The following is a 12,485-nucleotide window of genomic DNA, read 5'->3' on the forward strand; positions in this document are numbered from 1 at the left end:
CGCGCGGTCGACGCTCGCGGGCGCCGGTGCGGTGAGGCGCTCGGCGGCCTGCGGGCGCGGGGTGCGGCGCCGGAGGAACCAGGCGGCGGCCGGCTCGGTGTAGCGCGCGGTGAGCGGGCCGAGGACGACCAGGATGAGGACGTAGGCGGTGGCCAGCGGGCCGAGCGAGGGTTCGATGCCGGCGGTGACGGCGAGGCCGGCGATCACGATGGAGAACTCGCCGCGGGCGACCAGTGTGCCGCCCGCCCGCCAGCGGCCCTTCGTCCCCACGCCCGCCCGCTTCGCCGCCCAGTGGCCGGTGGCGATCTTCGTGGCCGCGGTGACGACGGCCAGCGCCAGCGCGGGCAGAAGCACCGGCGGGATGCTGGCGGGGTCGGTGTGCAGGCCGAAGAAGACGAAGAACACGGCCGCGAACAGGTCCCGCAGCGGCGCGAGCAGACCGTGCGCGCCCTCGGCGACCTCACCGGAGAGCGCGATGCCCACGAGGAACGCGCCGACGGCGGCCGACACCTGCAGTTGCTGGGCGACTCCGGCGACCAGCAGCGTCAGACCGAGTACGACGAGCAGCAGCTTCTCGGGGTCGTCACTGGAGACGAAGCGGGAGATGTGCCGCCCGTAGCGGACGGCGACGAGGAGGACGAGCCCGGCGACCGAGAGGGCGATCGCCAGCGTGGCACTGCCGGCGGCGAGGCTCGTGCCGGCGACCAGCGCCGTGAGGATCGGCAGGTAGACGGCCATGGAGAGGTCTTCCAGGACCAGGATGCTGAGGATGACCGGGGTCTCCCGGTTGCCGAGGCGTCCGAGGTCGCCGAGCACCTTGGCGATGACGCCGGAGGAGGAGATCCAGGTGACGCCGGCCAGGACGACGGCGGCCACGGGCCCCCAGCCGAGGAGGAGGGCCATGGCGGCCCCGGGCAGGGCGTTGAGGCAGGCGTCGACGAGCCCGGCGGGGTACTGGGTCTTGAGGTTGGAGACGAGGTCGCTGGCGGTGTACTCCAGGCCGAGCATGAGCAGCAGCAGGATCACGCCGATCTCGGCGCCGATCGCGACGAACTCCTCACTGGTCCCCAGCGGCAGCAGCCCGCCCTCCCCGAAGGCCAGTCCGGCCAGCAGATACAGCGGTATGGGGGAGAACCGCAGACGCCCGGCGAGACGCCCCAGCAGCCCGAGTCCGAGGATGATCGCACCGAACTCGATCAGGAAGACGGCGGAGGAGTGCGCGCCCGACTCCGACTGCGCGGCGAGGTGCACGACCGGCTGGGCGGGAAGGTGTGCGGCGAGGTGCATGGTCGGTTCACTCCCGCCCGAGTATCGCGGCGGCCGACTCCACACCCTCGCGGGTGCCGATCACGATGAGTGTGTCCCCGCCCGCGAGCCGGAAGTCCGGGGTGGGGGAGGGGATCGCCTGCGCCCGCCGCAGCACGGCCACGAGGGAGGCGCCCGTCTCGGTCCGCATCCGGGTGTCGCCGAGGACCCTTCCGTTCCAGTACGACGTCGACGCCAGCTCGATCCGCTCCGCCACCAGTCCCAGATCGGTCGTGGACAGCAGATGGGGACTGTGGTGACCGGGCGCGAGCGCGTCCATCAGCAGGGCGGTCTCCGGTTCGGTGAGATGCAGGGCCTGGGCGCAGGCGTCCGGGTCGTCGGCCCGGTAGACGTTCACCGTCCGGGTGCCGTCGCGGTGCGCGATCACCGACAGGTGCCGGTGCTCCCGGGTGGTCAGGTCGTACTGGACACCGATCCCCGGCAAGGGTGTGGTGCTCATCCGGCCGGCAGGCACAACCCCTCCCCCTTCTCGTAGAACTCTGCGACAGCGGTACCGCGTCCGCCCCGCGTCGAACGGGTCGGCCGGGCGTGACGAGGGCTCATGGTGCCATCCGCGAAGAGGCCGGGCATATGGGTGTCACCACGGATGGACAGGGCCGCCCGGTGGCGGAGAGGGTGGTGCGGGGCCGTCTGTCCGTCGTCGGCCCATCGCGCTCGGGGCGACGGGCCCGTCGTCGGCCCATCGCGCTCGGGGCGACGGGCCCGTCACCGGCCCGAGTACGGCGGGGTGAAGCGCTTGGGGACCCTGAGCGGGGGCGTTCCGGGCGGGTGAGGGACAGTGGGGGGAGCAGGTCACCGCGAAGGGAGCAGAGGATCATGTCGCTGTACTGGCGGATCTTCCTCTCCAACGCGGCCGTGCTGATGGTCGCCGTCCTGCTGCTGCTCGGCCCGGTCACCGTGTCCACCCCCGTTCTGTTCGGAGAGGCCCTGGTACTGCTCGCCGGACTGGCGGTGATGTTGATCACGAACGCCGTTCTGCTGCGCGTCGGTCTGTCCCCCCTCGGCCGGCTGACCCGGGCCATGGCCACCGCCGACCTGCTGCGGCCGGGCAGCCGTACGACCGCCACGGGGCCCGCCGAGATCGCCGAACTCACCCGCACCTTCAACGCCATGCTCGCCCGGCTCGAAGCCGAACGCGCCACCAGTTCGCGGCGTGCCCTCTCCGCGCAGGAGGCCGAGCGCCGGCGTGTGGCCCGCGAACTCCACGACGAGGTCGGGCAGACCCTGACCGCCGTGCTGCTCCAGCTCGGACACACCGCCGACCTCGCCCCGCGGAGCATCGGCACCGACCTGCGCCAGGCCCAGGAGACCACCCGCGCGGGTCTGGAGGAGATCCGCCGCATCGCCCGCCGACTGCGCCCCGGCGTCCTGGAGGAACTCGGCCTGCACAGCGCCCTGCGCGCCCTGACCGCCGAGTTCACCACCCCGGGCCTGCGGGTCACCGTCCACATCACTGCGGGCCAGCCCCGCCTGGACCCGGACACCGAACTGGTCCTCTACCGCATCGCCCAGGAGAGCCTGACCAACACCGCCCGGCACGCCGGCGCCACCCGCGCGGAGGTCCATCTGCGCGCCCTGCCCGGCGCCCGCACGGCCCTGCTGGTACGGGACGACGGCCGGGGCATCGGCCTCGCGCCGGAAGGCGCCGGCATCAGCGGTATGCGTGAACGGGCCCTCCTCATCGGAGCCGACCTGCGCATCGGCCCCGGCCCGGACGGCGGCACGGAGACGGCCCTGTACGTCACGACCGGCGGGCCCAAGAGCGGCCGGCCCACGGCGGGCGGCTCCGCGGCGTTCCGGCCCGCGGCGAGTGGCTCCACGGACCTCGGGACCGAGACCGGTGACTCCGCGGCTGACGGCCGCACGTGCGCGGTCGCCACAGGCGTCGGCAGCACGAGCGATGGCAGCACGCCGGGCGGGAGACGGGCCAAGAGGACGGCACCGCCGTACGACCCACGAGCGGGCGACTCGCCCCCGAGCGCTCCGCCCCCGAGCACGCGGCCCCCGCATGTCATACCTCCGGGTGACTCGCCGTGCCCGGCCGACCGCCTCCGGGAGACCGCACGTTGACCCGGCCGGCCCCGGCGCGCATCCTCCTCGCCGACGACCACGCCCTCGTACGCCAGGGGGTGCGTCTCATCCTCGACGCCCAGCCGGACCTGACCGTCGTGGCCGAGGCGGCCGACGGCATCGAAGCGGTCGCGCGGGCCCGCGAGGGGGACATCGACCTGGCCGTCCTGGACATCGCCATGCCCCACCGGACCGGGCTGCAGGCCGCCCGTGAACTGGCCCGGCTGCGGCCCGAGACGCGCACCCTGATGCTGACGATGTACGACAACGAGCAGTACTTCTTCGAGGCCCTCAGAGCGGGCGCCTCCGGTTACGTCCCCAAGTCCGTCGCCGACCGTGATCTCGTCGAGGCCTGCCGGGCCGCCCTGCGCGACGAGCCCTTCATCTACCCCGGGACCGAGACCACCCTCATCCGCACCTACCTCGACCGCGCCCGCACCGGCGACCGGCTCCCCGAACGCCCCATCACCGAGCGGGAGGAGGAGATCCTCAAGCTCGTCGCCGAGGGCCACAGTTCCCGGGAGATCGCCCGCGTCCTGGTCATCAGCGTCAAGACCGTCGAACGGCACCGGGCCAACCTGCTCCACAAACTGGGCCTGCGCGACCGCCTCGACCTCACGCGCTACGCCATTCGCACGGGTCTGACCGAACCCTGATCCTCGGCGCGGGAAGTGGAAGTCCGGGCCGGGGCGCTTGGGAGCACCCTGGCCCGGACGGGGATCAGCGGGGCCGTCGTGCCGCCGCTACTTCTTCCACGCCCAGTGCAGACGGTCGAGCCCGCTCTGGTTGTTGACCTTCAGGCTGAGGCGGGTGCCCGTGCCCTGGAGGGTGGTCAGGGAGTAGGTGTCACCGTTGCGCAGGCCGGGCCAGTAGACCGAGCCGAGGCGCAGCTCCCGGATGATGTCGGTGGCGGCCTGGATGTAGGCGACCTCGTTGGATCCGTTGACCGGGCCGTTGTAGTCCAGGCCGGTCGTCATGGAGGCGCCGAACTCGTCGAGGATCGTGCGCGAGGCGCAGGTGCCGATGCGCTCCTTGAAGTCCGCCTTCCACTGGTCGACGCTGGTCCAGTCGGTGTGCCAGAAGCCGTAGTTGTGCAGGGCGATCCGGGTGCCGTCGAGCCGCTTGTCGGCACAGACCGGCTTGACGTCCTCGCTGTACTTGTAGCCGCCGATGAGCACCCGGTCGCGGGGGACGGAGCGGTGCTGGGCCAGCCAGCGGGCGGCCACGTCGCGCCACTCCTGGGAGGTGTAGCCGAAGGGCTCGTTCATCGGCTCGAAGTACACCTTGCCGTTGTGGCCGTAGGCGGAGGTGATCCGCCGCCACATCCGGTCCCAGGTGGCCTGGTCGTCGATCTTGCCGTCCTTGGCGTTGTCGGCCTCCCAGTAGCCCAGGATGACCTTGAACCCCTTGGCGGTGGCGGCGTCGATCGCGGCCCGGTACGACTTCCAGAAGGGGCCGTTCACGGAGGTGGGGTTGACCGGGAGGCGGACCGTGTTGGCGCCGAGCTTGGAGAACCCCTTGATGATGGCCCTGGATTTGGCGTAGGTCGTGGCATAGCTGTCCGTGGTGGACAGGCCCGAGGGTACGACCGCGTCGTCGGCGTAGTTGTCACGCGGGTCGGCCCAGTTGACGCCGCGGAAGTCGCTGACGGGCGGCGGCGAGGCGTGGCGGGAGGCGGCGGCTGCGGGAGCGGCGGACGCGGGGGAGGCGACGAGTCCAGCGAACGCCGTGACGCCGGCCAGCGACGCCGCGAGGCAGGCTGTCCCGCGATGGTTCTTGAGTGGCACCGGGTCCCTTTCTGGGCAGTTGCGTCCGCGAAACCTTCAGGTGCAGGTCGGCGGCTCTGTAACTCCCGCAAAGTAGAAGAGATCTCGAACAGAGGTCAACACATCTGCACACCAAATTTCATCAAGAACGCAGAACTAGGAGCCGCCCACGGCCAGTTGCGACCCCGTGAGCCGCACCCGGATGCCGTCCTTCTCCACGCGGACGTCCCGCAGCCGCATGCTCCCGTGCTCCGGCTCCGGCAGTTCGAAGGACAGGGACAGCCGGTCGGCGAGGACCGGCCGGGTGAGCCGGGACAGGGCGTCCAGGAGGTCCGGGTCGAGGCCCAGGTCGCGCAGTACGGCGGGGTTGTCCAGCGCCAGGTCGATGAGGTTGAGGTTGCGGGCCTCGCGCGCGAACCTCGGGGAGCCGGTGAGTGCGGCGAGTTCGCCGTCGTCGCCCAGGACCGCGCGCGCGGCCGCGTCGGACAGCCCCAGCCGCTTCGCGATCGCCGGTACCGACAGCAGTGCCTTCGCCCTGCGGGTCTCCCGGGCGAGGTCGGCCGCCGCCCCGGGCGTCAGGTGCAGGCCGTCCGAGGGGCCCGTGCCGGGGCGGTAGGTCGCCAGGTCCCCGATGTCCAGGCGCATACCGCCGATCCGGGTGGCGATGCCCCGCTCCCCGTCCCGCTGGATCGTGGCCTCGGCGCGCAGCCGCAGATCTCGTCCGGCCACCGGCAGGGTGCCCCGCGCCCGGACCCGGTCGCGGCCCTCGCCGGTGAACGTGACCTGGGACGCGCCGAGTTCACGATTGAGGTCGGCGAACGACAGCAGTACGTCGCCGTCCAGCCGCGGGACGCGGGCTCCGCGCACGGAGGTGAGGCCCTCGGCGTCCAGCCGTACGTCGTGCGCCGTGGCCGACACCTTCGCCAGCGACACCCGGTCGGCCGCCACGTCGGGCACCGTCACGCGGACCGAGTCCAGCCGCTTGTCCACGAGTTGGGTGAGGAAGGGGAACCCGCCGATCTCCACCTCGGGAGCCGCGGCCAGGTCGAGGCGGTCCTCCAGGGCGTCGGCGGCCCGGTGTTCGGCGTACAGCACGGCCCAGCGGTCGGCGAGGACCACGAAGGAAGCGAGGACGGCCACACCCGCCACCGCCTTCACCACGAGGGGCAGCCCGGACAGACGCCCTCGTCCGCGCCGCCGCCGGCCGCCACGACGGTGGACGGGCGGTGTCCACTCCGGCTCCCGCTCGTCCCCCTCCCCGGTGGCCCGCTCGGCCGTGTCCGCGTCGAAGAAGTCCTCCAGCGAGGTCACTTCCAGCGGGCCGTCGTCGAGGGCGGCGAGTTCGTCGTACGGGTTGCGGGGCGCGTCGCCGTGATCGGGGGCCGGTTCGTGCTGATCTGTGCGGTGGGGGGAGCGCATCGCCTCATCCGAACATGTGCACCACCCCTGCCCGCAACTCGAACCCCGTGTATGCGATGTAGTTCACGATCGCGACGCGGCGCCGGCACGGGCCCGCCGCAGGACGCCCACCGCTGCGGGAGGAAGTGGGGCCGGCCGGCTCCCGGGACGAACGTCGAGGACATCGACCCGAGGTCCGGATCAGGGTCCCACCCTGGGCGCATCCGTCACCAGCGGCAGGGCACAGGGGGCGGGGCTCAGGATGCCGGGACGAGCAGGTCGCCGCCCCGGTCGGTCGGCCCCGAGCGGGCGATCGGCCCGCGGCCGGCCGGCCGGCGGGTCGGGCGCGCGGCTGTTCGTGACACCCACCTGGACCCGATGTGCCAACTCGCCCGCGAACCCGCGCCGCGGGTCGGGCCGACGGGCGTAGCCTGCGGCGGCATGAACACCGATCCGCGGGGCCCGGAGCTCCGGCGGGCCGCCCCTTCCCGGCGGCGCGCGCCGGGAAGCGCGCCGGCGCCCCGTGACGCGGACGCGGATTCGCCGGTGCCGCCGACGGGCGCCCACCCGCGGTGCCCCGCCCCCCGACGCTCGACGAGGAGCCGCTCGTGACCACCCCTGAAGCGATGAGACCGCACCCCCACAACTCGGGCCTGCGGGTCGACCTCAATCCGGCCGCGGCGGTCGCGTACAACGCCCGCCACCAGGGCGATTCCGTCGTCGTCCGCTACGCGGGCGGTGACCTCACCTACGCCGAACTCGACGACAGGGCCGCCCGTCTGGCCACCGTCCTGGCCGACGGCGGCGTCGGCGACGGCGACCGGGTCGCCTATCTCGGCCTCAACAGCTCCTCCTTCGTCGTCGTACTGCTGGCCGCCCACCGGCTGGGTGCCGTCTACGTGCCGGTCAACTTCCGCCTGGCGACAGCCGAGTTGGAAGCCGTCCTCGTCCGCAGCGGCGCCACCGCCCTCGTCTGCGAGGAGGGCCACCGGCAGAGCGTCGACGCCGTACGCGACCGCACCCCCCTCACGCGCTTCCTCCTGGTGGACGACGACCCCGAGGTGCCGGCGGGCGCCGCGCCGGGATGGGAGCCCTGGGCGCCCCTGCTCGCCGCCGCCGTACCCGCCTCCTCCGTCGCCGCCAAGTACGCCGACGACCCCGCGATCCTCATGTTCACCTCCGGCACCACGGGAACACCGAAGGGCGTCGTCCTGACCCACGGCAACATCTTCTGGAACGCGGTGAACGTGGACCTCCGCCTCGACACCCGGCGCGGCGACGTCACCTACGCCGCCGCTCCGCTGTTCCACATCGGCACCCTGAACAGCTTCGTGCTCCGCACCCTCGTGCGCGGGGGCACCGTGGTCGTCAGACGCGGCTTCGACCCGGGGACCTGCCGCGACGACCTGGTCACCCACCGGGTCAACTCCATGTTCGCCGTCCCCCAGATGTTTGCGGCCCTGGCCAGGGAGCCCGGTCTGTTCGACCGGGACCTGAGCCGTCTGCGGTCGGTCGTGGTCGCGGGCGCCCCGGTGCCGCCCGCGCTCATCGAGCTGTACGCCGACCACGGAGTCCTGCTCCAGCAGGCGTGGGGCCTGACCGAGACCGCGCCCTTCGCCACCCATCTGCCGGCCGAGCGGACCCGGGACAAGCTCGGCTCCGCCGGTATCCCCATGCCGTACACCGAGGTCAGGGTCGTCGACATCGTGACCAACACACCGCTGAAGCCGGGCGAGCCCGGTGAGATCGTCGTCCGCGGGCCCAACGTCACCCCCGGCTACTGGAACGACCCCGAGGCCAACCGGGCGGCCTTCGACGACGCCGGCTGGTTCCACTCCGGTGACATCGGCCACCTCGACGAGGACGGCTGCCTCTACATCGTCGACCGGCTCAAGGACATGATCATCAGCGGTGGGGAGAACGTCTATCCGGCGGAGGTCGAGCGGGCGCTGGCCCCCATGCCGGGCGTGGTCGACGTCGCGGTCGTCGGCGTCCCCGACGAGGAGTGGGGCGAGAGCGTGCAGGCCGTCATGAGCGTGGACGGCACGGCGGACATCACCCTGGAGGCCGTCCACGCGTACGCGGAGGAGACGCTGGCCCGCTACAAACTGCCCCAGCACCTGACCATCGTGCCGGCCGTCCCGAGGAACGCCTCCGGGAAGCTGGACAGGACCGGCGTCAGGCGACTGCTCGACGAGGAGAACTGACGCCGCTTCAGGAGGTGGTCCCGCCCGTCACAGCATGCGGCGCAGCAGCCGGTCGCGGTCGGACAGCTGGTGCTTGAGCACCAGGGCGACGTGCGCGGCGAAGGCGGTGTAGAGGACGGCCTGGGCGGCGATGTGGAGGGCGAGCAGGTCGTCACCGGGACGAGCAGGGCGATCCCGGTGACCGGGACGGCGAACGTGGCCGCGTACAGGGTGGTCTCGGTGCCGTGCGCGAACCGTCGTTCCCTCGCCGTGAGGGTCGGCGCCCACGGGGGCAGGGGAGTGGCGAGCCGCCAGGCGAGACGGGCGGCGCCGAGCAGGAGCACGGTCACGCCCAGCGTCACGTGCACGGTCAGCAGCGCGTCGTCGCCGAAGGGCTCGTGCCCCTCCTCCCCGCCCCTGCCGCGGCCCGTCCGTCGCCCGAGCCGTCGCCGCGTCCCCGTCCTCGTCCTCGTCTTCGTCCTCGTCCACGCCCCCGTCGTCGACGTCGAGCAGGTAACCCACGGCGAACTGCACGGCGATGGCCGCGAACACGACCCAGTGGAGCGTTCTGGTGACGAGCCCGTAGCCGTGCGGACCGTTGCGCGGACGAGTGGACATTCCACCAAAGTGCCTCACGGGTCCGGCTCCGCCCCTCCCGACACGGTGGGAGCCGGCCCGTGATGTGAGGCCGGCTCCCGTTCCGTCTTCGGCGCGACTCAGAAGTCGTCCGGTGTCCTGACGCGTTCGCGGATCCAGACGCCCGCGGGCTTGAGGGAGGAGGTGCCGGTCCACGGTCCGTTGCCGGCGCAGGTGCCCTGCTTGAAGACGGCGCCGGAGCGTTCGTCGTCGGAGAAGTTCCAGTTGACCCAGCTGATCTTCTTGGCCGCCATCAGATCGAGGTAGCGCTGGGACATGGCGAAGTCGTTCGCGCCCTCACCCGCGTAGTTCTGGGTGCCGAACTCCGTGACGAAGACCGGTATGCGGTCGGCCGCGCGGGAGAGAGTCCGCAGGTACTCGTCGCGGTGCGAGGAGGCGTAGAAGTGGAAGGTGTACATGATGTCGGCCGCGTTCACCGGGTTGGCGACCACCTCGGACTCGTTCGCGCCGTCCGACACGCCGAGCGAGGACCAGCCACGGGTGCCGACCAGGATGGGGGTGTTCGGGTCCTTGGCCCTGATGACGGGGATGAGCTGCTCGGCATAGCTCTTGACGCGGGACCAGCTCACGCCGCTGGGCTCGTTCGCGATCTCGTAGAGCACGTTGTTCTTGTCGCGGTGGCGCTGGGCGATCTCCGAGAAGAAGGTCCTGGCGCGGGCGAGGTTCTGGTGCGGGTCGCCGGGGTCGAGCATGTGCCAGTCGACGATGGCGTACATGCCGCGTGCCGTGGCCTGTTCGATGGTGGCGTGGACCAGGTCGGTGAATCGGCGCGGATCGGTCTCGTAACCGCCCTCCTGGACGTACATGGAGACACGCAGGACGTCCGCGCGCCAGTCGGTGGCGAGGGCGTCGAGCGAGCCGTTGGTGACGCACTGGCTGTACCACTGCAGGCCGTGTGTGCTCATCCCGCGGAGCTGGATCGTTTTTCCGTGCTGGTTGCAGAGCTTGGTGCCGCACACCTTGAGCTGCCCGTTGGCGGCGACGGGGGTGGCTGCCGCCCTCGGGGCGGCGGGGCCGGCCTGTGCGGTGCTCGGGGTCAGGACGAGGCCGAGAAGGAGCAGCACGGCGACGAGCGGAGCATGTCGTGCCGGTCTCATGGGGGACTCCTGCGGTCGGTGGGGGAACCGATCGAAACGGTCGCGATCGGTCGGTCGGGTGGCAGAACTGGTAGGAAAGTTTCCTAACAGAAAGGGAATTACCAGTTGGTCCGGACCTTTGCAAGAGACCCGACAGGACCGCCCTCCGCGGATCGCGTCCGGCAGGAACGTGAATTCGGCTACGGTCGAGCGCATGGATCGCCTGGCCGAGATCACCTTCCTGTTGCCCGACGCACCGGAATCGCACCGTTTCCTGGACGAACTGCGCACCCTGTTCGCCGACGTGGCGTACGCCGACTGCACTCGGTCCGCGCGCACGGCCGACAGGGTGGGTGACCGCCTGTCTCTCACCCCGCCGCGTCCGGCCGGTGCCCGTCCCGTCACGGCCTTCGAGGTGGCCGACGTGCCCGCGCCCGAAGTCGCGCTCGGTGCGGGCCGGTCCATCGGCGTCGGGGCCGCCGACGAGGCGAGCGAGCCCCGGGTGCTGCCGGCCGAGGTCGGGCCGGCGGACCTCGTCCGCCGCGTCGCCGGGCACGTACGAGGTATCGATCACACGGGTGTGAACGTGCCCGCCTGTGCCACCCCGCCCGGGCAGTGGCACGATCTCGTGGGCGCGCTCGCCTCGACGGCCACCATGTACCGGTATCCCACCGGCGAGGACTGGCCGTTCGTCCTTCCGTCGACGGCGGACGAGTTCGTCGACGACATACGGGACGTCGTCGTCGGTCGCGAGCCACGGTTCGAACTGGTCTACGACCAGTGGCTGACACGGCCGCAATGGCAGTTCGCGCTCCGGACCGACCTGACCCGCCCGCAACTGGAGCGGCTGTTTCCCGAGCCCGAGGGGAGGACGTTCCCCGAACTCGCGGACGTCTTCCGCGTCGTACCGGTCCACAGCCCCTGGCCCGGCCTGGACCTCAGATTCGACCTCTCCTACCGCACGGAAGGCGGCCCGTCCGACTGGGAGACCGGCGCTTGGCTGGTCTCGGAGGGCGGCCGAATCCGCTGACACGGGCAGGCGCGGCGAGCCGCCGGGCCCCCGGCGGGCAACACCCCGACAGGGCCTAGCTAGGGCCCTGGTCCGGGCCGGCGTCGAGGCCGTCGACCAGGCCGCGCAGGAGGGGTCCGTACTCCGGATGGGAGAGAGCGAAGGCCATCTGGGCGACCAGGTAGTCGGCGGGGTTGCCGGTGTCGTACCAGCGGCCCTTGATGACCTGCCCGTACACCGCGCGGGTGGCGGCATAGGCGTTGATGGCGTCGGTGAGGTAGACCTCGCCGGTGCGGTGCTCGTACCAGCGGCGGGTCTGCTCGCGCAGTTCGTCGATGATGCCCGGGGTGACGACGTAGCCGCCGATGGCCGCGTACGCGGAGGGCGCGGCGGCGGGCTCGGGCTTCTCGACCAGCCCGGTGATGCGCAGCTGACCGTCGCCCAGGTCCTCCTTGACTATGGGGACGCCGTAACGCTGGGACTCGGTGGGGTCCATCGGCAGGAGGGCCAGCACCGGACAGCCGGTCTGTTCATAGGCGCGGATCAGCTGCTGGGCACGGGGGGTCTCGGCCACGAAGACGTCGTCGGGCCAGAGCACCAGCACCGGCTCGTCGCCGAAGGCCCGGGCGGCGTTGAGGACCGGGGTGCCGTTGCCGTACGGGCCGTACTGGTCGAGGTAGGTGATGTGGCCGCGCCGGGCCAGCTCCGCGACCTCCTCCACCGCGTCCGCGTAGGCGGTCTTGCCGTCCTCGCGCAGTTGCTCGACCAGGGCGGGGTTGGGACGGAAGTGGTCCTGGATGAGGCTCTTGCCGCCGGATACGACGATGGTGATGTCGGTGATGCCGGAGTCGACCAGCTCGCGGACCGTGTGCTCGATGACCGGCTTGTCGCCGACCGGGAGCATCTCCTTGGGCGTCGCCTTCGTCAGCGGCAGCAGGCGGGAGCCGAGGCCGGCGGCCGGGATCACAGCCCTGCGGATCGTCGGGGACATCATGTC

At 71.9% G+C, this 12,485-nt stretch carries 10 protein-coding genes and 1 pseudogene; 4 read left to right on the forward strand and 7 right to left on the reverse strand.

Annotation, left to right across the window (positions count from 1 at the left end):
* Together ACFU5F_RS34160 and ACFU5F_RS34165 are read right to left on the reverse strand one after the other, a co-directional pair.
* Positions 1 to 1,287, reverse strand: a 1,287-nt coding sequence (locus ACFU5F_RS34160; protein ID WP_383895899.1) for a cation:proton antiporter, incomplete at its 3' end; no start/stop codon positions are given.
* Between the two features lie 7 nt (positions 1,288 to 1,294).
* Positions 1,295 to 1,765 (reverse strand): cation:proton antiporter regulatory subunit, encoded by a 471-nt coding sequence (locus ACFU5F_RS34165; RefSeq protein WP_383895901.1) that lies wholly within the window; start codon positions 1,763 to 1,765, stop codon positions 1,295 to 1,297.
* Between the two features lie 377 nt (positions 1,766 to 2,142).
* Here ACFU5F_RS34165 and ACFU5F_RS34170 point away from each other — a divergent pair.
* Positions 2,143 to 3,084: pseudogene (locus ACFU5F_RS34170) on the forward strand (HAMP domain-containing sensor histidine kinase); the annotation flags it as partial.
* 308 nt (positions 3,085 to 3,392) lie between these two features.
* Entirely contained in the window at positions 3,393 to 4,052 is a 660-nt protein-coding gene (locus ACFU5F_RS34175; RefSeq protein ID WP_383895904.1) for a response regulator, read from the forward strand.
* Positions 4,053 to 4,139: 87 nt separating this feature from the next.
* Here the strand turns inward: ACFU5F_RS34175 and ACFU5F_RS34180 are convergent, their stop codons facing one another.
* Both ACFU5F_RS34180 and ACFU5F_RS34185 read right to left on the reverse strand, forming a co-directional pair.
* Positions 4,140 to 5,183, reverse strand: a complete 1,044-nt coding sequence (locus ACFU5F_RS34180) for a glycoside hydrolase family 5 protein (protein ID WP_383895906.1) — start codon at positions 5,181 to 5,183, stop codon at positions 4,140 to 4,142.
* Between the two features lie 135 nt (positions 5,184 to 5,318).
* Entirely contained in the window at positions 5,319 to 6,581 is a 1,263-nt protein-coding gene (locus ACFU5F_RS34185; RefSeq protein ID WP_383895909.1) for a DUF2993 domain-containing protein, read from the reverse strand.
* Positions 6,582 to 7,168: 587 nt separating this feature from the next.
* On the opposite strand from ACFU5F_RS34185, the gene ACFU5F_RS34190 reads away from it, so the two are divergent.
* On the forward strand, positions 7,169 to 8,767 hold the full coding sequence (locus ACFU5F_RS34190) for an AMP-binding protein (RefSeq protein WP_383895911.1): 1,599 nt from the start codon (positions 7,169 to 7,171) through the stop codon (positions 8,765 to 8,767).
* Here ACFU5F_RS34190 and ACFU5F_RS34195 read toward each other — a convergent pair.
* Together ACFU5F_RS34195 and ACFU5F_RS34200 are read right to left on the reverse strand one after the other, a co-directional pair.
* On the reverse strand, positions 8,662 to 9,369 hold the full coding sequence (locus ACFU5F_RS34195) for a cytochrome b (RefSeq protein ID WP_383895914.1): 708 nt from the start codon (positions 9,367 to 9,369) through the stop codon (positions 8,662 to 8,664). The genes ACFU5F_RS34190 and ACFU5F_RS34195 overlap by 106 nt on opposite strands.
* 93 nt (positions 9,370 to 9,462) lie before the next feature.
* Positions 9,463 to 10,500 carry a glycoside hydrolase family 5 protein gene (locus tag ACFU5F_RS34200; RefSeq protein WP_383895917.1) on the reverse strand — a complete coding sequence of 346 codons (1,038 nt, stop codon included), beginning with the start codon at positions 10,498 to 10,500 and terminating at the stop codon, positions 9,463 to 9,465.
* 193 nt (positions 10,501 to 10,693) lie between these two features.
* Here ACFU5F_RS34200 and ACFU5F_RS34205 point away from each other — a divergent pair, with 193 nt between their 5' ends.
* Positions 10,694 to 11,509 carry a hypothetical protein gene (locus ACFU5F_RS34205; protein ID WP_383895919.1) on the forward strand — a complete coding sequence of 272 codons (816 nt, stop codon included), beginning with the start codon at positions 10,694 to 10,696 and terminating at the stop codon, positions 11,507 to 11,509.
* Between the two features lie 55 nt (positions 11,510 to 11,564).
* On the opposite strand, the gene ACFU5F_RS34210 is transcribed toward ACFU5F_RS34205, so the two are convergent.
* Complete coding sequence (locus ACFU5F_RS34210; RefSeq protein ID WP_383895986.1) at positions 11,565 to 12,479, reverse strand: UTP--glucose-1-phosphate uridylyltransferase; 915 nt, start codon at positions 12,477 to 12,479, stop codon at positions 11,565 to 11,567.
* Positions 12,480 to 12,485: the final 6 nt, after the last annotated feature.

Source organism: Streptomyces sp. NPDC057438 (assembly GCF_042802995.1).
Classification (GTDB): Bacteria; Actinomycetota; Actinomycetes; order Streptomycetales; family Streptomycetaceae; genus Streptomyces.

Bases quoted from the DNA above. Each gene is read 5' to 3' on its own strand.
- ACFU5F_RS34185 (WP_383895909.1), bottom strand. From the start codon at position 6,581: ATGCGCTCCCCCCACCGCACAGATCAGCACGAACCGGCCCCCGATCAC.
- ACFU5F_RS34165 (WP_383895901.1), bottom strand. From the start codon at position 1,765: ATGAGCACCACACCCTTGCCGGGGATCGGTGTCCAGTACGACCTGACC.
- ACFU5F_RS34200 (WP_383895917.1), bottom strand. From the start codon at position 10,500: ATGAGACCGGCACGACATGCTCCGCTCGTCGCCGTGCTGCTCCTTCTC.
- ACFU5F_RS34210 (WP_383895986.1), bottom strand. From the start codon at position 12,479: ATGTCCCCGACGATCCGCAGGGCTGTGATCCCGGCCGCCGGCCTCGGC.
- ACFU5F_RS34205 (WP_383895919.1), top strand. From the start codon at position 10,694: ATGGATCGCCTGGCCGAGATCACCTTCCTGTTGCCCGACGCACCGGAA.